The organism is Kingella negevensis (assembly GCF_030177895.1).
GTDB classification, from domain to species: domain Bacteria; phylum Pseudomonadota; class Gammaproteobacteria; order Burkholderiales; family Neisseriaceae; genus Kingella_C; species Kingella_C negevensis.
Window position 1 is genome coordinate 920,223 of record NZ_CP123448.1, and the last position, 21,507, is coordinate 941,729.

26 protein-coding genes and 1 pseudogene are annotated in these 21,507 nt (G+C 41.2%); 17 read left to right on the forward strand and 10 right to left on the reverse strand.

Translation table 11 applies throughout. The annotated features are described in order from the left end of the window. Window positions 1-63: 63 nt before the first annotated feature. The 10 genes from pilM to QEO93_RS05200 all read left to right on the forward strand — a co-directional run bounded on the left by pilM (window position 64) and on the right by QEO93_RS05200 (window position 8,467). The gene (gene pilM / locus QEO93_RS05155) at window positions 64-1,170 is read left to right on the forward strand and encodes a type IV pilus biogenesis protein PilM (protein ID WP_052368703.1); all 1,107 of its coding nucleotides are present in this window, start codon (window positions 64-66) and stop codon (window positions 1,168-1,170) included. Window position 1,171: 1 nt separating this feature from the next. Continuing rightward, window positions 1,172-1,786 carry a PilN domain-containing protein gene (locus tag QEO93_RS05160; RefSeq protein WP_032137023.1) on the forward strand — a complete coding sequence of 205 codons (615 nt, stop codon included), beginning with the start codon at window positions 1,172-1,174 and terminating at the stop codon, window positions 1,784-1,786. A gap of 1 nt (window position 1,787) precedes the next feature. Beyond that, window positions 1,788-2,423 carry a type IV pilus inner membrane component PilO gene (locus QEO93_RS05165; RefSeq protein WP_032137022.1) on the forward strand — a complete coding sequence of 212 codons (636 nt, stop codon included), beginning with the start codon at window positions 1,788-1,790 and terminating at the stop codon, window positions 2,421-2,423. A 31-nt stretch (window positions 2,424-2,454) separates the two neighbouring features. Continuing rightward, window positions 2,455-2,973, forward strand: a complete 519-nt coding sequence (locus QEO93_RS05170; protein WP_032137021.1) for a pilus assembly protein PilP — start codon at window positions 2,455-2,457, stop codon at window positions 2,971-2,973. Between the two features lie 37 nt (window positions 2,974-3,010). Beyond that, window positions 3,011-5,098 carry a type IV pilus secretin PilQ gene (locus QEO93_RS05175; protein WP_032137020.1) on the forward strand — a complete coding sequence of 696 codons (2,088 nt, stop codon included), beginning with the start codon at window positions 3,011-3,013 and terminating at the stop codon, window positions 5,096-5,098. A gap of 21 nt (window positions 5,099-5,119) precedes the next feature. After that, a complete protein-coding gene (locus QEO93_RS05180) occupies window positions 5,120-5,665 on the forward strand; it encodes a shikimate kinase (protein WP_032137019.1) in 546 nt (181 codons plus the stop codon). Next, on the forward strand, window positions 5,646-6,728 hold the full coding sequence (gene aroB, locus QEO93_RS05185; protein WP_032137048.1) for a 3-dehydroquinate synthase: 1,083 nt from the start codon (window positions 5,646-5,648) through the stop codon (window positions 6,726-6,728). The genes QEO93_RS05180 and aroB overlap by 20 nt, the downstream gene beginning before the upstream one ends. Window positions 6,729-6,747: 19 nt before the next feature. Then, the gene (locus tag QEO93_RS05190) at window positions 6,748-7,185 is read left to right on the forward strand and encodes a ProQ/FINO family protein (RefSeq protein WP_032137018.1); all 438 of its coding nucleotides are present in this window, start codon (window positions 6,748-6,750) and stop codon (window positions 7,183-7,185) included. Between the two features lie 117 nt (window positions 7,186-7,302). After that, window positions 7,303-7,872, forward strand: coding sequence for a peptidylprolyl isomerase (locus QEO93_RS05195; protein WP_032137017.1), 570 nt, complete (start codon window positions 7,303-7,305; stop codon window positions 7,870-7,872). 85 nt (window positions 7,873-7,957) lie between these two features. Continuing rightward, on the forward strand, window positions 7,958-8,467 hold the full coding sequence (locus tag QEO93_RS05200; protein WP_032137016.1) for a peptidylprolyl isomerase: 510 nt from the start codon (window positions 7,958-7,960) through the stop codon (window positions 8,465-8,467). A 155-nt stretch (window positions 8,468-8,622) separates the two neighbouring features. Here QEO93_RS05200 and QEO93_RS05205 read toward each other — a convergent pair whose 3' ends face one another. From QEO93_RS05205 to QEO93_RS05215, 3 genes are all read right to left on the reverse strand, one after another. Beyond that, window positions 8,623-9,954 carry a PilT/PilU family type 4a pilus ATPase gene (locus QEO93_RS05205; protein WP_032137015.1) on the reverse strand — a complete coding sequence of 444 codons (1,332 nt, stop codon included), beginning with the start codon at window positions 9,952-9,954 and terminating at the stop codon, window positions 8,623-8,625. A gap of 28 nt (window positions 9,955-9,982) precedes the next feature. Then, complete coding sequence (locus tag QEO93_RS05210; RefSeq protein WP_179184685.1) at window positions 9,983-11,023, reverse strand: type IV pilus twitching motility protein PilT; 1,041 nt, start codon at window positions 11,021-11,023, stop codon at window positions 9,983-9,985. 152 nt (window positions 11,024-11,175) lie between these two features. Then, complete coding sequence (locus QEO93_RS05215) at window positions 11,176-12,105, reverse strand: branched-chain amino acid transaminase (RefSeq protein ID WP_032137013.1); 930 nt, start codon at window positions 12,103-12,105, stop codon at window positions 11,176-11,178. A 207-nt stretch (window positions 12,106-12,312) separates the two neighbouring features. On the opposite strand from QEO93_RS05215, the gene QEO93_RS05220 reads away from it, so the two are divergent. The 3 genes from QEO93_RS05220 (at window position 12,313) to QEO93_RS05230 (ending at window position 15,289) form a co-directional block, all read left to right on the forward strand. Continuing rightward, window positions 12,313-12,615, forward strand: coding sequence for a LapA family protein (locus QEO93_RS05220; RefSeq protein ID WP_032137012.1), 303 nt, complete (start codon window positions 12,313-12,315; stop codon window positions 12,613-12,615). A gap of 2 nt (window positions 12,616-12,617) precedes the next feature. Continuing rightward, window positions 12,618-13,790 (forward strand): lipopolysaccharide assembly protein LapB, encoded by a 1,173-nt coding sequence (gene lapB, locus QEO93_RS05225; RefSeq protein ID WP_032137011.1) that lies wholly within the window; start codon window positions 12,618-12,620, stop codon window positions 13,788-13,790. A gap of 146 nt (window positions 13,791-13,936) precedes the next feature. After that, the gene (locus QEO93_RS05230; protein ID WP_032137010.1) at window positions 13,937-15,289 is read left to right on the forward strand and encodes an MFS transporter; all 1,353 of its coding nucleotides are present in this window, start codon (window positions 13,937-13,939) and stop codon (window positions 15,287-15,289) included. Between the two features lie 53 nt (window positions 15,290-15,342). On the opposite strand, the gene QEO93_RS05235 is transcribed toward QEO93_RS05230, so the two are convergent. The 7 genes and pseudogenes from QEO93_RS05235 to QEO93_RS11665 form a co-directional block, all read right to left on the reverse strand. Beyond that, window positions 15,343-16,107 carry a ParA family protein gene (locus QEO93_RS05235; protein ID WP_032137009.1) on the reverse strand — a complete coding sequence of 255 codons (765 nt, stop codon included), beginning with the start codon at window positions 16,105-16,107 and terminating at the stop codon, window positions 15,343-15,345. Further along, window positions 16,104-16,745, reverse strand: a complete 642-nt coding sequence (gene rsmG, locus QEO93_RS05240; protein ID WP_032137008.1) for a 16S rRNA (guanine(527)-N(7))-methyltransferase RsmG — start codon at window positions 16,743-16,745, stop codon at window positions 16,104-16,106. The genes QEO93_RS05235 and rsmG overlap by 4 nt, the downstream gene beginning before the upstream one ends. A 94-nt stretch (window positions 16,746-16,839) precedes the next feature. Beyond that, window positions 16,840-17,199, reverse strand: coding sequence for a hypothetical protein (locus tag QEO93_RS05245; protein WP_032137007.1), 360 nt, complete (start codon window positions 17,197-17,199; stop codon window positions 16,840-16,842). 54 nt (window positions 17,200-17,253) lie between these two features. Continuing rightward, entirely contained in the window at window positions 17,254-17,883 is a 630-nt protein-coding gene (locus tag QEO93_RS05250; protein ID WP_032137006.1) for an alpha/beta hydrolase, read from the reverse strand. A gap of 41 nt (window positions 17,884-17,924) precedes the next feature. Next, window positions 17,925-18,508, reverse strand: a pseudogene (locus QEO93_RS05255) (IS1595 family transposase); the annotation flags it as partial. 20 nt (window positions 18,509-18,528) lie between these two features. Continuing rightward, window positions 18,529-19,011 carry an IS5 family transposase gene (locus QEO93_RS05260; RefSeq protein WP_085815636.1) on the reverse strand — a complete coding sequence of 161 codons (483 nt, stop codon included), beginning with the start codon at window positions 19,009-19,011 and terminating at the stop codon, window positions 18,529-18,531. A gap of 17 nt (window positions 19,012-19,028) precedes the next feature. Continuing rightward, window positions 19,029-19,169: a transposase gene (locus tag QEO93_RS11665; protein ID WP_089152893.1), complete on the reverse strand. Its 141-nt coding sequence runs from the start codon at window positions 19,167-19,169 to the stop codon at window positions 19,029-19,031. A gap of 104 nt (window positions 19,170-19,273) precedes the next feature. Here QEO93_RS11665 and QEO93_RS05265 point away from each other — a divergent pair, with 104 nt between their 5' ends. The 4 genes from QEO93_RS05265 (at window position 19,274) to QEO93_RS05280 (ending at window position 21,443) form a co-directional block, all read left to right on the forward strand. Continuing rightward, window positions 19,274-19,984, forward strand: a complete 711-nt coding sequence (locus QEO93_RS05265; RefSeq protein ID WP_425337435.1) for a hypothetical protein — start codon at window positions 19,274-19,276, stop codon at window positions 19,982-19,984. A gap of 144 nt (window positions 19,985-20,128) precedes the next feature. After that, window positions 20,129-20,392 carry a transposase gene (locus QEO93_RS05270; RefSeq protein WP_003792189.1) on the forward strand — a complete coding sequence of 88 codons (264 nt, stop codon included), beginning with the start codon at window positions 20,129-20,131 and terminating at the stop codon, window positions 20,390-20,392. A 17-nt stretch (window positions 20,393-20,409) separates the two neighbouring features. Further along, the gene (locus QEO93_RS05275) at window positions 20,410-20,892 is read left to right on the forward strand and encodes an IS5 family transposase (RefSeq protein WP_085815393.1); all 483 of its coding nucleotides are present in this window, start codon (window positions 20,410-20,412) and stop codon (window positions 20,890-20,892) included. A gap of 269 nt (window positions 20,893-21,161) precedes the next feature. Next, window positions 21,162-21,443 (forward strand): hypothetical protein, encoded by a 282-nt coding sequence (locus QEO93_RS05280; RefSeq protein ID WP_032136712.1) that lies wholly within the window; start codon window positions 21,162-21,164, stop codon window positions 21,441-21,443. Window positions 21,444-21,507 lie beyond the last annotated feature (64 nt).

Sequence of the window (21,507 nt, forward strand, 5' to 3'; positions counted from 1 at the left end):
ACAACAAACTTGATTGATAGCTGCCATTATAAATGTTTTAGCGAGAGGTAAGGATTTTAAATTATGGGCTTTGGAAAAACCAAAAAAAATACAAGCAATAATGCTTCAGTTGCGACATCTGGACACAGTGTAATTGGGGTAGATATTAGCCAAAATAATATTCGCATGGTTCAAGTATCTGGACGCCAACTATCGCAAGTTCAGCTTGAAAAATATGCTATTTTGCCTCTTCCGCAAAATGTTGTTTTGGGTCATGAAATCAATGACTATGAACAGTTTGTATCTATTTTACAACAATGCTATGAAAAATTAAAAACGAACTGTAAACAAGCTAACATTGCACTACCTACTGGTTCTGTAACTATTGAAGAGAATCTTGTTTTCTCAAAAAATAATGAAGAAGAACTCTCTTTGCAAGAATTTGTGGAAGTAACCGTTTCTCAAATCGGCGATTTAGATGAAATGAATTACGATTGGCAGATTTTATCTGAGCAAGGTAATGACCAAAATATTTTGATGGTTGCTGCAAAAACTGAAGCTGTTGATAAATGCTCTGACTTACTAGATGAAATAGGTATAACAGCTTCTAACGTAGATGTGGATTTATTTGCTATTGCAAATGCGTTTATTTTTGCTGATGCTAAAGAAGGTGGTGAATTCGCACATGAGCGTATCGCTGTTTTTGATGTTAGCGACATTTCATTAAAAGCGTTAATCATGGAAGGTAGTCGCATTCTGTACAAGCAAGAAAGTAATTTCGGTTTAGAACAACTTGTACAATTAATTCAACGCAACTATCAAGTTCCTGATGATGAAGCGCTTGCTATGATTTTTGGTGAAGCGGCTCGACCAAAAGACTATAAAGAGTTGATTACTGATAGCTTTAATATGCAAATTGCACAAGAAGTACAGCGTACTATGCAATTTTTCTATGCAACACAAAGCATGGACAGTGGCTCAGATGTAAAACATATCTTCATTAGTGGTAGTGGTTGCACACCTAATTCAGGCGTTGCAGAGGTTATTTATTCTCAAACTAACATACCTACTCAACAATTAAACCCTATTTTGTTAGCAACAAACAAAACAAAAATAGAAGAGGAACAACTGAATAAAGATGCTTCTTCTTTGACAACTGCTTTTGGTTTGGCTTTAAGAGGACTGATATAACATGAAATTGATTCAAATTAACTTACTTCCATATCGCGAAATGGAAGAGCAAAAGAAAAAGAAAAAATTTCAATTGATTATGGCTGCAGGTGCTTTAGCTGGCATTGGAGCATGTGCTGCAATTTATCTAGGCTTGACAGGTCTGATGGTTAGTCAAGAAAGTCGTAATGAAAGCTTGCAAGCAGGAATTAAAGAACTAGATAAGCAACTCACTGAAATTAAAGAGTTGAATAAGCAAAAACAAAGTTTTTTGGCTCGTAAACTAAAAGTTGAAGAATTGGATCATAAGCGTTTTGAAGGTGCTTATATTATTGATACATTGAATCAGCTTGTGCCTGAAGGAGCTTATTTAGCAAAAATTCAAGCGACAGCGGCTACAGGAAAAAATAGCAATACGTATAGCATTACAGGTAAAGCCATCAGTGATAACAAAGTAGCGATGCTTATGACTGCCTTACCAAGTACTGGCATATTCGAAGCCCCTAAATTAATCAGCATTAAAAAAACTGATAATGGTCAAGAATTTGTTTTAGAAGCTGACTTGGTAGAGCAAAAAGTAGCTTCACAACCTACCGAACCTGCGGTTGCTGCAGCTTCTCAATCAAAAGGAAACTAAAATGAATTTAAATGAAATTGATTTTAAAAAACTTCATTTACAAAATAAGCCTATACAATTTTTAATGGCATTGATTTTGGCTGTTGTCATTGTTGTATTAGGATATTTTGGTTTATTTCAAGCGCAATGGGAAGAGTATCAATCAACCGTTGCAAAAGAAGCTGAATTGAAATCAGACTATGAAAAGAAAAGTGCTCAAGCAGCTAATTTGGATAATTTAAAGAAAGAATTAGTTGATATTGAAGCTTCAATTGAAGTCTTGATTAAGCAATTGCCTACAAGTGAAGAAATTCCAACATTGATTCAGGAGTTGCATCAAGCAGCAGCCAAAAATGGCTTAACAATGAACAGTGTAACTCCAGAAGCAAAAGTAATCGAAAAACCGATTGAACGTTTACCTTTCGCAATATCAGTAACGGGTAATTACTCAAACGTTGCTCAATTTGTCAGAGATGTTGGTTCTATGTCTCGTATTGTTACTTTATCAAATATTAATATTACAAAAAGTGAACAAAACGGAGAAGGTAGTAAATTGACTTTTACAGCTACTGCAAATACATATAAAGCAATGAATCTAACTGATACTGCTTCTTCCGCATCAGCTGCTAGCAAACCTGCAAACAATGCTGATGAATAATTTTGATTTATAGAATCTTTAGGAAGCAATAATGAAAACAATCTCTTTAATAATTGCATCACTACTTGTCTTATCTGCATGTTCAGAAGAAGAAGGAGATTTACAAGTATGGATGAAATCAACTCAAGCTAGTGCAAAATCCAAAGTTAAACCTATTGCACCTCCTGAAAAAGTTGAGCGAGTAACCTACTACGCACCTCAAACATCAGGCCCTAATGCATTCAATGAAGATAGAATGCGTGCAGCTTATCAAAGCACTAATATGCCAGACTTAAATAGAAGCAAAGAACTATTAGAAAATTATAGTTTAGAAAGTCTGAAATATGTTGGTTCAATTGGCTCTGGTGACAACTTATCAGCAATGATTGAAGTTGATGGCTTTGTGTATACAGTAAAACCTGGTAATTATATTGGTCAAAATCTTGGTCGTATCACATCCATAAAACCAGAAGTAATTACTATCCAAGAGAATGTTGAAGATGTCTATGGCAAATGGAACCCACGAAACGTAGACCTACCTCTATCTGATTCAGATAGCCCTTCAAAATAATTAGCAATTCAAATAATTTTTACGAGGTTTCATGACTATGAAAGTAAATTCAATTAAAACTTTATCTGCTATAGCATTAGGCTTATTTATTCAATCTGCGCACGCAGGTAACATCACAGACATCAAAGTTTCTGTATTACCCAATCAACAACGTGTTATTAAATTGCAATTTGATGAAAATGCAGTAGAACCAAGCGGATTTATTACTGCAACACCTGCGCGTATTGCTTTAGATTTTCCTTCTACTGACATTAAAGTTGCTCAATCATCACTTTCATTTAACGACCAGCTGTTAAATCAAATCATTGCAGCACAAGGTAATGGGCACTCACGTGTATTGTTAGGTTTATCGAAAGAGGGTCAATATAATACTGAAGTGAAAGGTAATGAAGTATGGGTATATCTAAGTGAAGCAGAATCAACCAATTCTGCTGCATCTGCAATTTCTTCACCTGTTACAAAAAATACCACAAGCACAGTAACAGCTCCTGTAGCCTTTAACATTGATTTCCATAAAGGTTCTGCCAACTCAGGTGTGATTGAATATGCATCTAATTATACTGGACAGCCACAAATTAAACGACAAAATGATCGCTTAATCATCACATTAAAAAATTACGCATTATCTACGCAAGACCAAAGAAATCTAGACGTAACAGATTTCTCTACACCTGTGCGTACTGTTTCTGCTAAACGTATTGGTAACGATACTCAAATTACCATTCGCAACCAAGGTACATGGGAATATAAATTAACAGGAAAAGCAAATCGTCAAACTGTTCAAATTATTCCTAATAAAAATATTGCGTCATCAGGCATTGGGCAGCGTCAAGAAAATAAAACCTTTACAGGTAAAAATATTTCTTTAGATTTCCAAAATGTTGATGTACGTACAGTATTACAAATTTTAGCTACTGAATCTGGCATGAACATTGTTGCAGGTGATAGCGTTCAAGGTAAAATGACATTATCTTTAAAAAATGTTCCATGGGATCAAGCATTAGATTTGATTTTGGATGCGCGTAACTTAGATATGCGTCGTGTAGGTAACATTATTAATATTGCACCACGTGCAGAATTATTAGAAAAAGATAAAGACGAATTAAAAGCGAAAAGAGAATTAGATGAATTAGGTCCATTGATTTCTCAAAGCTTCCAACTGAAATATAAAAATGTTGAAGAATTTAAAACAATCCTGAAGCTTGAAGATTCTAATAATAGAGATGGCAAATCTATTTTAACTAGCCGTGGTAGTGCATTAGTTGATCCAGCAACAAATACTTTGATTATCACAGATACTCAATCTGTTATTCAAAAATTTGTTAAATTAATTGAGGAATTGGATGTTCCAGCTCGTCAAGTAATGGTTGAAGCACGCATTGTCGAAGCTGCAGATGGTTTTTCACGTGATTTAGGTGTTAAATTTGGTTTCTCTCGTGCAGGTAACACGGGCTGGGGCTCAACTTGGGGAAATGGTTTAAATAACGTGAATGCAGGTACTGGTAGAGGAGCTAATAGCGGTATCATTACTAGCCCTAATATTTCTATGAGCGCAGCTTCTCCAACTAGTTCCATCGCAATTGTGAAAGCAGTTGCATCTGGAGCATTAGGTTTAGAACTTTCTGCTTCAGAACAAGATAACCGTACCAAAACAATTTCAACTCCACGCGTTTTAACGCAAGATCGCCAAGAAGCTGAAATTAAACAAGGCTATCAAGTTCCTTATACTACTCGTCAAGATAATACAGTAACAACAAGTTTTAAAGATGCTGTATTAAGCCTAAAAGCAACGCCACGTATCACACCGGATAATAAAATTATTTTGGATATTGCTATCCAAAAAGATGCACCAAGTGATCGATATCAAAGTGCTCAAGGTGAACCTGGTTTAGAAACTAAATCACTTAAAACCCAAGCAATGATTGAAGATGGTGGTACCTTAATTGTAGGCGGTATTTATGTAGAAGAAGCATCAAATACTATTAAGAAAGTTCCTTTATTAGGTGACTTGCCAGTAGTAGGTAACTTATTTAAAGCACGCTCTCGCAGTGACAGCCGTAGTGAACTCCTGTTCTTCATCACCCCACGCATCATGGGCAGTGAAACTAGCGTTCTTCGCTACTAAAAAACCTTAAACTAGGTTAGAATGCCTACCATGAAAAACATGGTAGGCAATTTTTTTTTAATCGGATTGATGGGTGCAGGCAAGACTACACTCGGACATCAACTCGCTGATACATTAGGCTATTCATTCCACGATAGCGACCAAGAAATCTGCGAGCGAACAGGCGTGTCCATTCCAACCATTTTTGAGCGAGAAGGCGAACAAGGTTTCAGGCTGCGAGAAGCAACTGTTATCCGCGATTTATGCCAACTCAACAACATCATCTTAGCCACAGGTGGTGGCGCAGTTTTACGCGAAGAAAACCAACAATGCCTCAAACAATCAGGCACAGTTATCTATTTACACGTGCAGCCTGAAACCCTATTTGAACGTATTCGCGGCGACCAAAATCGCCCACTGATTCAAGTAGAAGACCCATTGCAAAAGCTGCAAGACCTCTACACCCAACGCGACCCCATCTATCGCCGCACCGCACACATTATCCTAGATATAGAACTTTCAGGCAGCCTGAAAACCTTTAACCAACTATTAGAAAGCATTGAAAATTATGCGCCAGTTAATCGTTGATACCCCATCACACGCCTACCCCATTCACATCGGCAACGGCGTACTCAACAACTTCTCACTCTTGCAACCACACATCAGCAAAAAAGTAGCGATTGTCAGCAATACCACCGTAGCCCCGCTCTACATCGAATCCCTACACACCGTCCTAAAAAACAACCAAATCGAATACTTTGACATCATTCTGCAAGACGGCGAACAATACAAAAACCACGAATCACTCAACCAAATCTACAACAGCCTACTGCAAAACCACGCCGACAGAAAAACCACCATCATCGCATTAGGTGGTGGCGTGATTGGCGACATGGCAGGATTTGCCGCCGCCACCTATCAGCGCGGCATACCATTCGTGCAAATCCCCACCACATTACTCAGCCAAGTTGATTCATCAGTAGGTGGCAAAACCGCCATCAACCACCCACTTGGCAAAAACATGATTGGCGCATTCTATCAACCCCAACTCGTATTAGCCGATTTAGACACATTAGACACGCTGCCTGAACGCGAACTCTCCTCAGGTATGGCAGAAGTCATCAAATACGCCATTTTAGACGATGCAGAATTTTTAACATGGCTAGAAAACAACATGGCAGCCCTGATGCAGCGCGACAAAGCCACACTCACCCAAGCCGTTTACCACTGCTGCCAAATGAAAGCCAACATCGTCGCACAAGACGAAACCGAGCAAGACATCCGCGCCCTACTCAATCTCGGACACACATTCGGACACGCTATAGAAACCGAAATGGGCTACGGCATATGGTTACACGGCGAAGCAGTCGCCGCTGGCACAGTATTAGCTTGCCAACTTTCTGAACAATTAGGCAGCCTGAAAACCACAGACACCGAGCGCATCAAAGCCATTTTGCGCCAAGCCAAATTGCCCGACACACCGCCCGTCTTCCCATTTGAACGCTGGTTAGCCCATATGCGCCACGACAAAAAAGTTGCCAGCGGCAAAATGCGCTTCATCACATTAGCAGCATTAGGCAAAGCACAGCTCACCACCATTGAAGACGAGCAAATTTTAAAAACCGTATTATCAAATTATCTTCCCAAATAACGAAAGCTAGGACAAAACCATGACACAAGAAACCGCCTTAGGAGCAGCCTTAAAAAACGCCGTGCAAACCATGAGCAAGAAAAAACAAACGGAAATGATTGCCGACTATATTTATAGCAAATACGAAGTTTTCAGCCGTTTCAAACCCCTCTCTATCGGCATTGAAAAAGACCTAGTAGAAGCCTTGCCACAGTTCGACCCAACACTGATTAATCGCGTGTTATCCAACCACTGCCGCCGACCAAAATACATCAAAGCCGTTGCGCGTGGTGGCAAACGCTTCAACTTAAACAATCGTTTCCACGGTGAAGTGAGCCCTGAAGAGCAACAACACGCCTTGTCGCACGAAGGCATTAAAGAAGCGATTGAAAAACAAGACGCTCGCCGCGCAGAAGCCGCACAAGCCCGCGCAGCCAAACAACAAGCCAAAGCAGCAGAAAAACAAGCTGCTGAATAATCAAAACGCAGCCTGAAAAATATTTTCAGGCTGCGTTTTGATTTCATTTTACAGTTGCTTACAACAAAACTTGCTAAAATTACTCTTCCTTATTTAGACAACCAACAGGAAACCTCAATGAAACAAACAATCAAAAAAATCGTTTTAGCCACCGTAATGAGCACCACCGCATTTGCTGCTCACGCCGAAACTCACGCTGTGATTGAAACAAACATGGGCAACATCGAATTATCATTAGACGAAACCAAAGCCCCAAAAACCGTAGCCAACTTCGTGCAATATGCCAAAAGCGGTTTTTATAACAACACCATTTTTCACCGTGTGATTGACGGCTTTATAATTCAAGGTGGCGGTTTCACACCTGATATGCTAGAGAAACCAACCGCCAAAGCCATCAACAACGAAGCAGATAACGGCTTGAAAAATACCGTTGGCACGATTGCCATGGCGCGAACCGCCGCCCCAAATTCAGCAACCAGCCAATTTTTCATCAATACAGCAAACAATGATTTCTTAAATCACACTAGTAAAACCACGCAAGGTTATGGCTATGCTGTATTTGGTAAAGTTACCAAAGGCATGGACGTGGTTAATAAAATTTCAAAAGTGCGCACAGGCAGCAAAATGATGCATCAAGATGTGCCAACGCAAACAGTGTTAATCAAACAAGTTCGCATTGAAAAATAACACTCACGCAGCCTGAAAGACTTGAATTTTTTCAGGCTGCCTATATTTTGTAACCTATCTTTAACCTGTCTATAAAGGACTCAAAATGATTAAATTGCACACCAATTTTGGCGTAATCGGTATTGAATTAGAGCACGAAAAAGCCCCAATCACAGCGGCAAACTTTGAACAATACGTCAAAGATGGTTTCTACAACGGCGTGATTTTCCACCGCGTTATCAAAGGCTTCATGATTCAAGGTGGCGGCATGGACGAAAACATGAACGAAAAAGACACCCGCGAATCGATTCAAAACGAAGCCAGTAATGGTCTGAAAAACGACAAATACACTATCGCAATGGCGCGTACTTCTGCACCCCACTCTGCCAGCGCACAATTTTTCATCAACACCAACAACAATGATTTCTTGAACTACCGTTCAAAAGAAATGCACGGTCGTGAAGTGGTACAAGAATGGGGTTATGCGGTGTTTGGTAAAGTGGTTGAAGGTACTGACGTTGTGGACAAAATTGAAGGCGTGAAAACAAAAAGCCACGGTTTCCATGATGATGTGCCAACTGAAGCAGTAGTCATCACTAAAGCAGAAATCGTATAAATAGTTGATTAAAATATCAATGATACTGCGTTGCCAAAGCCCTTATGTGCTACTTGCACACGGCAGGCTTTGTCGCCTTGCCTCATTTTCATTTTAACCAACTATAAAAAAAGCAGCCTGAAAACTTTTCAGGCTGCTTTTTTATTACAACTAAATTACAAAACTTGCAAATCACGAACACGGTTAAAAATACCGTCTCGCTCTTTGCCATCTTCCCAAAGATTAATTGCCAAGTTCAAATCGTTTACCGATTCGGCTTGTCTCAAGGCTTCTTCTTTGGTAATCAAACCTTCTTTATACAAATTCAACAAATCTTGGTCGAATGTTTGCATACCATCGTTTTGAGAACGCGCCATTAAGTTGGAGCACTCCATCAATTCGCCTTTGAAAATAAAGTCTTGCATCGCAGGTGTATTCACCAACAAATCTACCACAGCGCGGCGACCGCCTTCTTTCAAACGCGCCAAACGTTGCCCAATAATCCCCACGGTATTCAACGCCAAATCCATCAAAACTTGTTGATGACGCTCTTCTGGGTAGAAGTTCATAATCCGTTCAATGGTTTGCACGGCGTTGTTTGCGTGAATCGTGAAAATACACAAGTGCCCTGTTTGCGCCAACTGCAAGGCGTATTCCATCGTGTGTTCATTACGCACTTCACCCACGCACACCACATCAGGCGCTTGACGCATAGCAGACTGAACCGCCATTGACCATGAATTGGTATCAATACCCAACTCGCGCTGTGTGAAAATACTTTTGATTGGCTTGTGCAAATATTCCACAGGGTCCTCAATGGTAACAATATGACCTGCCGCGTGTTTATTGCGCCAGTCCAACATCGCTGCCATAGAAGTGGATTTACCCGAACCTGTCGCACCAGCCAAAATCAGCAAACCGCGCGGTTGCATCGCTAAATCTTTCAAGCCTTGTGGCAAATGTAAATCGTCCACAGTCAAAATTTTAGTAGTGATGCGTCGCCAAACCATACCCATGCGACCTTGCTCGTGATAGGCATTCACACGATAACGCGTTCCGTCAGATGATGAAACGGAATAGTTTAATTCCAGTTCTTGGTCAAAACGAGCGCGCTGGTCGGCGTTCATAGTTGAATACACCAAAATTTGCGTATCTTGCGGCGTGAGTGGTTTCAAAGGCACAGGTGTTAATTCACCGTTGATTTTAAAAGACGGTGGAAAACCTGCACTGATAAAAATATCAGAAGCCTGACGTTTTTCACACTCTAACGACATGCGTTCCAGCAATGGATGCAAGCCTTTTCTCTGCGCCACTTCTGCTGTTGAAGCTGCAGCCGCTGCTTTTGCTGCTTGCGGATCATTTGGGTGCTGCTGCGCGTGAACAATCGCTTTACCTGCCGCGTGTGGCACAGGCTTTGGACCATTTTCGGGCGTAACCTGATAAGTGTTTACAAAGCCTTCCAACAATTGGGCTAACTCAGAAGAGGGATTTGAGTTTTGTTCTGACATGGCAACGCTCCTTTAAAAGAGAAAACGATTAGTTAATCATATCTGGGTTTTGTGCTTTAGAACGTGCGTCCGCCAAAGAAACGATGTTGCGGCGCACCAAGTCTTGCAAACATTGGTCAAGCGTTTGCATACCGTAGTTTTGACCTGTTTGAATGGTTGAGTTCATTTGCGCAATTTTGTTTTCACGAATCAAGTTACGAATCGCAGGCGTTGAAACCATGATTTCATGCGCTGCCACACGGCCTTTGCCGTCTTTGGTTTTCAGCAGCGTTTGCGCGATTACGGCACGCAATGATTCTGACAACATTGAGCGCACCATTTCTTTTTCGGCAGCTGGGAACACGTCGATAATACGGTCAATCGTTTTAGCGGCTGATGTGGTGTGCAAGGTACCGAACACCAAGTGACCTGTTTCGGCTGCAGTCAATGCCAAGCCGATGGTTTCAGGGTCACGCATCTCGCCCACCAGAATAATATCTGGGTCTTCACGCAACGCTGATTTCAATGCGTTGGCAAAGCTGTGAGTGTGTTCGTGCAATTCGCGTTGGTTTACCAAGCATTTTTTAGATTGGTGAACGAACTCAATTGGGTCTTCAATCGTCAAGATATGACCTGCGTGATTGTCGTTCACATAGTCCATCATCGCCGCCAAAGTGGTTGATTTACCAGAACCTGTAGGGCCTGTTACCAACACCAAACCGCGTGGGTTATCAGCAATTTTTTGGAAAATGCGCGGCGCTTTCAATTCTTCCAAAGTCAATACTTTGCTCGGAATGGTACGCAACACGGCTGCTGGGCCACGGTTAGTCGTAAACGCGTTCACACGGAAACGCGCCACGTTTGGCAATTCAAACGAAAAGTCGGTTTCCAAGTTTTGTTGATAGTTTTTGCGTTGCAAGTCGTTCATGATTGAGCTAATCATGTTGCCAACATCTTCTGCGCTCATTTCTGGCAAGTTGATGCGGCGCACGTCGCCGTGGACGCGAATCATTGGAGGCAAACCTGCTGACAGGTGCAAGTCTGATGCTTTGTTTTTCACGCCAAATGCGAGAAGGTCGGTAATTTGCATGCTCATTGGGGTAAACCTTTTATTTTTAAAATGTTGTTAAATAAACCAGTATTTTAATCAACTTTCAGGCTGCATGAAAGCGGTTTGCTTAAGAAAAACCCATGTTTCAAATAGAAACATGGGTTTTGTTGCTTTTCAGGCTGCCTGAAAAATTAACCTACGTAAGTCAGCCAATGTTCATAATCCGCATTGCGACCTTCTACAATATCAAAGAATCGTTTTTGGATTTCAGTTGTCATTTCGCCGCGCTCGCCGATACCGATTTGGCGATTGTCAATTTCACGGATTGGAGTAACTTCTGCCGCTGTGCCTGTGAAGAATACTTCGTCAGCAATATACAATTCATCTCGCGTAATGCGTTTTTCTTGCACGTCCACGCCCATTTCACGCGCAATCATCATCACAGTTTTGCGTGTGATGCCATCCAAAGCCACGTCCAAAGCTGGTGTGTATAACATGCCATCTTTCACGATAAAGATGTTTTCGCCAGAACCTTCAGTTACATAACCAGCCGCGTCCAACAAAATCGCTTCATCAAAACCGCCTTGTTTCGCTTCAGTATTTGCCATGATTGAGTTCATGTAGTTACCATTGGCTTTGGCTTTAATCATGGTTACATTTGGGTGATGGCGTGTGAAACTGCTGATTTTGCAGCGAATGCCTTTACGCATACCTTCTTCGCCCAAATAAGCACCCCAAGCCCATGCTGCCACAATCGCATTCACATCATCTTGTTGTGGCGCAACGCCCAATTTTGCAGAGCCATAAAACGCCATTGGGCGGACATAGCAAGATTTCAAATTATTGGTTTTCACAACGTCTAATTGCGCTTGGTTGAACGCTTCTTTGGTAAATGGCAAGTGAATGCCCACAATTTTCGCAGAGCTGAAAAAGCGGTTTGTGTGGTCTTGCAAACGGAAAATCGCTGTGCCTTTTGGCGTTTCATACGCGCGTACGCCTTCAAATACACCCATGCCGTAATGCAAAGTGTGGGTTAAAACGTGGGTTTTTGCTTCGCGCCATTCAACCATTTCGCCGTTATACCAAATTTTACCGTCGCGGTCGTCCATTGTGATTGCCATGATTTGAGTCTTTCTTAATGTGTTGATTAGAGAATAATTTAGGCTTTTCAGGCAGTCTGAAAAGGAAATAAAGCGTTTGATTATACACTTGCAAAACGATTAAACAAGTATCAAAACAGCTTTAAATCGTTTAAACTTATACCTATTTGAACGCAGCCTGAAAAAATAATTTCAGGCTGCCAATCTTGTTTTTCAAAGGAAACAAAAATGAAACTTTTTGCCAACATTATCAAATTCATCATTCTGATTATTTTCGTGATTTTCGCCTTAATCAACACCGACAAAGTCCCTTTTTCTTACCTGCCGTCTCAAAAAATTGACATTCCTTTGATTGTTGTTTTATTTGGCTTTTTCGTATTAGGCGCGATTGTCGGTGTATTTTCCATGTTTGGACGCTTGTTGCGCTTACGCAATCAAAACACCCGTTTGCGTAGCGAAGTGCAAAAATCCGCACGGTTAGCCACCCAAGACATCGCCGCACCAGCCCCAGCGAAAACCGAAAGCAAATAATCATGGATAGTACAGAAATTTGGTGGCTAATTATCCCCATTATCCTACTGCCAGTTTTTTTTGCTATGGGTTGGTTTGCCGCGCGTGTGGACATGAAAACCGTGCTGAAACACGCTAAAAAAGTGCCAGCTGGTTTCTATGTGAGTTTGGACGCGCTGGTGGACAAAAACACAGGCAAAGCCGTTCACAATCTCACGGAAGTGATTGACCAACAACAAGGTTCTTACGATTTGAGCCTCACGCTGGGCAAACTCTACCGCCAACGCGGCGAAAACGACAAAGCGATTGCCATGCACAAAGCCCTGTTGGATTCGCCCGATACAGTCGGCGAAAAACGTGAACGCGTGTTGTATGAACTGGGCTTGAACTATCAAAGCGCAGGTTTGGTGGACAGAGCGGAACACATTTTCCTTGAGTTGCAAGACGGCAATATGAATAAGCAAGCGCGACAAGTGTTGCTGAACATTTACGAACAGGACCGCGACTGGGAAAAAGCCGTAAACGAAGCGCAACAACTGGCGCACAATGAACAAACCTATCAATTTGAAATTGCACAGTTTTATTGCGAAATAGCACAAACCGCGTTATTCAAAAGCGATTTTCAGGCTGCGCGTGAACACATTGCCGCAGCGTTAGACGCAAACAAAAAATGCACTCGTGCCAATATGATTTTGGGCGACATTGAGCAAAAACAAGGCAATTTTCAGGCTGCAATTGATGCGTATTCAGCGATTGAAAAGCAAAATCACGCTTATTTGAGCATGATTGGCGAGCGTTTATACGATGCTTACGATGCGCTGGGCAAACCGCAAGACGGCTTGAACGTATTGATTGGTTACATGAAAACCTTTCCAGAGCTGGATTTGGTGCAAGTGATTTACGATAAATCGCTGCTGCTGAACGGCGAAGAAAAAGCCAATCAAATAGCGATTGACTTAATCCGCGCGAAACCTGATTTGAACGGCATGTATCGCTTACTTGGGTTTCAGATGGCGGATTTGAATCCGCAATGGAAAGCAGATGCAGACATGATGCGTAGTGTGATTGGTCGTCAGTTGCAAAAAGCTGTGATGTATCGCTGCCGAAATTGCCATTTTAAATCACAGGTTTACTTCTGGCATTGCCCTGCTTGCAATAAGTGGGAAACCTTTACACCAAATAAAATTGAAGTCTAAAAAAGCAGCCTGAAAACTTTTTCAGGCTGCTTTTTTGATTTAGAACAAATATTTCCTACTTATCAAAATTTAACAGTAGCTTTTACACATGTTAAAAAAGATAATACGCCCTCAAATTTTATCAACTCACTTTTTGGAGAAACACTATGCTATCCCTACTCGCTTCCAAACCTGGCAAGCCAGTCCCTGATGCAGAAGTCCTCGACCGTTACAATCGGTTGCGTTGGCAAGCATTATTTGGCATTTTCATCGGTTACGCCGCTTACTATATTCTGCGTAACAATTTCTTGCTTTCATCACCCGATTTGATTCGTGATTTCGGTTTCACGAAAAAAGACATCGGCTTTGTATCCGCAACCATGTTGATTATTTACGGTGTCAGCAAAGGTTTTATGTCTGCATTAGCAGATAAATCCAATCCAAAATACTTTATGATTTTTGGCTTGGTGATGTCCGCTTTAGTCAATCTGATGATGGGTTTCACCACTTCATTCTGGATTTTCTTTTTCTTGTGCATGCTCAACGGTATTTTTCAAGGCATGGGCGCAGGTCCTGCTTATGTTGTGCTAGCAAGCTGGTTCCCACGCAAAACACGCGGCACAACCACAGCCGTGTTTAACATTTCACACAACGTAGGCGGCGGTTTGGTTGCACCGATTGCAGGTGCTTCTGTGGCTTGGTTGGGCGAAACGCACTGGCAATCAGCTCACTTCATCGTGCCAGCCGTGCTTGCTTCTATTGTGGCGACCATTTTCTTCATCTTCGGCGCAGGCAGAACATACAACGAAGGTTTGCCGCCAATGAACCAAATCTTGAACAACGCCGATGAAGAATTGATTGCCACCAAAGAAGAAAACGTGAACTTAAGCACATGGGAAATCTTCCGCGATTACATTTTAAAAGACATGAACGTTTGGTTCGTTTCGTTTATTGACGTGTTCACCTATATGATTCGCTTTGGTGTGCTGACTTGGTTGCCATTGTATCTTTTGGAAACCAAAGGCTTTTCTAAAAAAGACATGCACGTGGCATTTGCGATTTTTGAATGGGCAGCGATTCCGTCCACTTTATTGGCAGGCTGGGTAACAGACACCTATTTCAAAGGCAAACGCATGCCATTGTCTATCATCACACTGGTTGGAGTGGGCGCATCTATCTTCTTGTATCGCAATGGTAACGATTTGGTTACGGTTACGATTGGCGCAGGCTTCGTTGGCTGCTTGATTTACGTGCCGATGTTCCTGTCTTCATTGCAAACAATTGAGCTAGTGCCTTCATTTGCGGCTGGCTCTGCAACAGGTTTGCGCGGCTTGTTGAGCTACGTTTTGGGTAGCGCAGGCGGCACCGCTCTGTTCGGTATCTTGGCAGAAAAATTCGGCTGGGACGCTGGTTTCTATCTATTGCTGTTTGCCGTTGCAGGCTGCATTTTCTGCTGCGCGATGGTTCACCGTGGCGTATTGAAATTGGAAGCGAAGAAAGCTACTGCACAAAAAGCGTAATCCTTACAATAAAAAGCAGCCTGAAAACTTTTTCAGGCTGCTTTTTTTATTGTTTACGCACGCGCCAACACTTCATCTGCCAAACTCAAATAAGCCAAAGTTCCCTTGGCTTTCGCATCATAAGCCAACGCTGGCAAACCATGGCTTGGGGCTTCTGCCAAACGCACATTGCGCGGAATCACCGTCTCAAAAACTTTGCCTGAAAAATACTGTTGCAACTGCGCACTCACTTCTTGCGCCAAACGATTTTGGTTGTTAAACAACGTGCGCACAATGCCAAAAATATCCAATTTTGGGTTAATCGCCGTGCGGATTTTGCGGACAGTCGCTACTAAATCGCTAATGCCTTCCAGAGCATAATATTCGCACACCATCGGCACTAACACGCCCTGCGCGGCAACCAAGCCGTTTAAGGTCAGCAAAGTCAGCGTGGGCGGGCAGTCAATCAGCACAAAATCGTAATCCTCTTCCACCAACACCAGCGCGTTTTTCAAGCGCATTTCTCGTGCGATTTCTTGCACCAGCTCTACTTCTGCGCCTGCCAATTCACGGTTCGCCGCCAATAAATCGTATTGTCCTGCATCGCTTTTTACACGCGCAGCCTGAATATCGGTGTCGCCTAACAAAACGTGATACACGCCCTGTTCTATTGTGGTTTTGTCCACGCCGCTGCCTGTGGTGGCGTTGCCTTGTGGGTCTAAATCAATCAACAAAACGCGTTTGCCTTTTGCTGCTAAACTTGCCGCTAAATTTACCGCCGTGGTGGTTTTGCCTACGCCGCCTTTTTGGTTGGCAATCGCTAAAATTTTTGCACTCATTTTGTTTCCTCGTGTTTCGGTCTCAACAGCACCATGTGGCGTTCTGCGTCCAAAGTCGGCACGGTAAGCGAATCAATTTGATACGCTTCCACATTTTCAGGCAGCCTGAATAATTCTTCGTTGGGATACACGCCTTTCATTGCAACCCAATGTCCGTTCTCGTTGAGTAAGTGGCGCGTGAGTTGCACGAAATTGCACAATTCAGCAAAGGCGCGGCTGGTTACGATGTCGGCGCGTTTGTCCAAAATATTTTCTACTCGACTGCTGCTCACGGATAGATTTTTCAACCCTAATTCAATCGCGGCTTGTTGCAGAAACGTGGTTTTCTTGCTGTTAGAATCAATCAGCGTAATCTGTAAATCTGGGCGACAAATAGCGGTGGGAATACCTGGCATGCCACCACCTGAACCCACGTCAATCATGGTTTGCGCGTGTTCCGCGTAGGGCAGCAGCGTTAAGCTGTCCAAAATATGGAGGCTAACCATTTTGCTGTCATCGCGCAGGGCGGTGAGATTGTAGGTTTTGTTCCATTTTTTGAGCAGCTCGAGATAGTGAAGTAATTTTTGTTGTTGGGCGTCGTCAATCGATAAATTCATGGCGGCAATGCCGTTGGCAAGCTCGGAAGCAAAGTGGTTCATAGTGATTTTTTGTAATGATTAAAAATGGGCGGATTATAACATTTACAAGTTGCAGCCTGAAAAAAAGCAGCCTGAATTTCAGGCTGCTTTTTAGTTATGCAAAAAACACGGGCGCACCGCGATAACAAATTTCTCGCCCACGCAAATTAGTGGCAATCATGCTTTCTTGTAACACTTTATATTCGATTGCGCTGAGTCCACCTTGCAATTCTTCGCGTACATCTAAACGCACGATTGTTGCCAATAATTTGCCTGTGATTTGGTTAAACGGTGTGTAATACCCTTTTGCAGCTGCTTGTTCCAATACTGCTTTTAACGCAGCCACAAACGCGTTGAAATCGGAAACAATTAGGCGATTATTGCTGAACGTGGCTGAAAATTGGATAGGCTCGGCGTTTTCTTGTTCATCTGTTGTGACAATAATTTGATTAAAGCGAATATCAAGTGTGAGCATAACAATTCCTTAAAGGTGAATAAAAAGAAATTTCAGGCAGCCTGAAAAGTGTATTTACAACATTGGTGGAACAAAGCGGTTAATCGTATCGCGTAGGTGAATTAGTTTGCCATGAAAGAAGTGTGAGCTTTCGGGGATAACAACCACAGGCATATTTTGTTCTGCTGCCCATTTCAATGGTCGCGCCAATTCCACTACTTCATCATCTGCACCGTGAATCATCAAGGTTTTATTGATATTGGGTACATGAGGGGCGGGTACTTCATAAAAACCTACTGCTGCACCAATAAGCAATAACACATCAGGTTCGCGCTGCTGCGCTGCAAATGTGGAAACATAACCGCCAAATGAGAAACCTGACAGAATGAATTTAGGGGCGTTAGGATGTTGAGCGCGTGCAAAGTCAATCACGCGTACTAAATCTTCACTTTCGCCTTTGCCATAATCATGTACGCCTTCGCTGTTTCCTGTTCCGCGTGAGTTGGGGAGATAGCAATGAAAGCCCATTGTGGTTAAGCATTTTGCTGCGGTTTGAATCACCTTATTAGTGAATGTGCCGCCTTGAGTGGGGTTTGGGTGGTGAATCACGGCAACCCCTTGTTCTACGCCTTTCGCAGGTAAATAAATGGTTTCTAATTTGCCAACTTCGCCTTGAATGTGGATTAATGCTTGTTGATTGTTCATGTTGATATTCTTTGAATTTTAAAAGGGGCTGTCCTAGATAACTAGAATAAACTCGATTTTACTAATGGTTTTAAAATGGAAATTTTAACTTTTATCTCACTGTTGTTAAAACGCCATTCGCACTCCTTAAATACAGCTCAAAATGCTCTTTGGGAATGCCGTTAAACTTGCGTAAATGACGTTTTGCTTGGTTCCAAAAGTTCTCAATTCCATTGATATGGTTTTGTCGTTCAGCAAAATGTGTACTGTGATTGATACGAAAACGAAGTTTCAGCGAAGCTAAAATGGCTTTATCACTCACATCTAATACATCACAGCTACGATAACAATCCGTATAAACAATGCTGTCAGGTTTCACTTGTTCACGGATTATAGGTAATAAAGTAGCGGTTTGAGTGTTCGGTACAGTAACCGTATAAACCTTACCATTTCGCTTCAAAAGCCCGAATACAGCGACTTTGCCAGCTGAACCACGACCGTGCTTGCCTTTACGTTGTCCACCGAAATAACTTTCATCTGCTTCTACTTTGCCATCAAACATTTCTCAATGTGGACTGTTTTGATAGATAAGTAATCGTAAACGATGAAAATAATAGGCTGCGGTATTTTTATTGACACCTACTAAGAATCTGTATTCACAAACAACTATTTGATAAATTTTAATATTTGTGAAATATACCCTAGTTTAACAAAATTTTCAGCAGATAAATTCGTCTGCTCAAAATCTTTTGCTAAACGTCGAGACCAACCTAACCATGCAAACGTTCGTTCTACAATCCAACGTTTGGGCAGAATATGCCAAGAAATATCTTGAATTCTCTTTGAAATCTCAACAGTTAAACCCAATTGCTCTGATACTTCACGCTCAAATGTATTCCGATAACCTGCGTCCGCACAGAAACCTTTTAAACTCGGATAGGTCTCAAACGCTTTTTTTGCTACAAAAATACCTGCTTTTGTGTCATGAATATTGGCTGCATGAACCACAACAGACAATAGATTACCCAACGTATCAACAGCTATATGTCGCTTACGACCTTTGATTTTTTTACCTCCATCAAAACCTTTATCATGTGCGCTAGAAGCTATTTTGACACTTTGTGAATCAATAATGGCATAAGTTGGCATTGCTTGTTTTTGATGGATTAAACGTTTTTTTGAATCAATGCCAAAAGAATTCTATCCCATAAGCCTGATTGATTGGCTCTGCGATAGAAACTCCATACAGTTGAATAAGGTGGAAAATCATTGGGCAGCATACGCCATTGGCAACCTGTTTTGGTCATGTACAAAACGGCATTCACTAATTGACGTTTATGACTTTACAAAAAAACAACGGCAGCAACCTGAAAAAATCCAAGAAACACCTAAAACGTCCCCCGAACCTGACTTGTTCGCGGACTTTTCAGACGTTGAGCGCAAAGCCATTCAATCCCGAATTGATGAGTACATCAAACATCAGGAGCAGAAAGGCGAGTTAATTAGCGACTTTTACCGCACCAATATCACGAAAAAAGCCATTTCTGAACGCTGGGGGCTGGATATTTTGGTTAAGCAACAAGAGAAAGCCAAAATCGCCAAAGCTGAGCGTGAACGTAAGAAAGCAGAAGAACAGGCAGAGCAACTCAAAAAAGAAAATGAACAAAAAGAGATTGAAAAACAAAGAAATTTTGTAATCAAGAAATTTGAAATGTTATCGTCTGAACAGCAAGAAACGGTTATTCAGATGATATTTAAAGAAGTTGGACAAGGTGCATTCAAACAGATTTTTCAGAATGCACAAAAGCAAGGAACGGTGCATACTGATGTGCGATTTGTCAAAAAATTTTATGAGTATTTTCAAAAAGAAGAATGTGCTAAAAGAGCAAAAAAACTGACTGATTTACCAGTTCGCGACACGGAAAAAGAGATTAAGCAGGAAGATTTGCACCCACCTGTTCAAGGCACAATTTCTTTTAGAGATGATTGGAAAAAACAAGTTGAAAAACAATTGATTATGTATAGAGATTTCAAAAATATGATGAATGATGATACGGTTAAAGAAATGGAACTTGTGATGAGAATGTTTAAAATAACAGATGATGATTTGAAAAAGCTCTAATCTTTTTGAGATATAATCACATCATTACCAATTCTTTTTTGAGAATTTATTTAATAAAATGCGTGGGTGCAAGCAATCACACTACGCTTACTCTACACTTGACAGATTTAGAACCTGTATTCACAAAAATGATAAAATATCTTTATGACTAGAAAATCCTACCCAACAGACTTAACAGATGCCCAATGGCAAGCGATTGAGCCATATTTTAACCAGCTACGCCACTACAAATGGGATAAACGTCAATTAGTGAATGCCGTTTTGTACATCACCAAAACAGGTTGCCAATGGCGTATGCTGCCCAATGATTTTCCACCTTATTCAACCGTATGGAGTTTCTATCGCAGAGCCAATCAATCAGGCTTATGGGATAGAATTCTTTTGGCATTGGTTCAAAAAAACGTTTAATCCATCAAAAACAAGCAATGCCAACTTATGCCATTCTTGATTCACAAAGTGTCAAAACAGCTTCTAGCGCACATGATAAAGGTTTTGATGGAGGTAAAAAAATCAAAGGTCGTAAGCGACATATAGCTGTTGATACGTTGGGTAATCTATTGTCTGTTGTGGTTCATGCAGCCAATATTCATGACACAAAAGCAGGTATTTTTGTAGCAAAAAAAGCGTTTGAGACCTATCCGAGTTTAAAAGGTTTCTGTGCGGACGCAGGTTATCGGAATACATTTGAGCGTGAAGTATCAGAGCAATTGGGTTTAACTGTTGAGATTTCAAAGAGAATTCAAGATATTTCTTGGCATATTCTGCCCAAACGTTGGATTGTAGAACGAACGTTTGCATGGTTAGGTTGGTCTCGACGTTTAGCAAAAGATTTTGAGCAGACGAATTTATCTGCTGAAAATTTTGTTAAACTAGGGTATATTTCACAAATATTAAAATTTATCAAATAGTTGTTTGTGAATACGGGTTCTTAATATTATATGAAGGAAATCTTTAGATTATTATCATTAATTTTAATTGGGACATCTATATATGTAATTTTAAATACAGGAACTATATTTTCCTTGTTTAATAAAAGTAACAAAGATGAAGATAGAAAATTTGATAGAATAAATATTATAATTTGTTTAACTATGCTGATTTTTGCAAGTATCTTATATATAATTAGTTTCTTATTTTAATTAATTTTTTTGTTACAACTCAAAGTTTGGATATTATTATGAGCAAACAATGCCATTCAGGAACTGAAACTGCTGAAAACTATGCAGGCGCAGTAAGTTTTTTTGCAGGTATGATTGGAAAAGCTGTAGGAGGTGCAAACCCAGGAGTAGCAATAGCTAATGCTCTAACAGGTCAAGGGACATGGGTAACTCGTACTGCTGATTTATTTTATAAAATTCATAATGGTACAGCAGAGCCTACGGATTATGCGGAAGTAGCAGCATCAACTATGTCGTTATTGGCTGGTTTTGGGGTATTAGCAGGTCTGGCAAATCCGTGAACATTAACAGCAGCAGCAGTTGCTAATGGTGCTCTTTTTACATATAACTTTTTTTTAAAAGAAT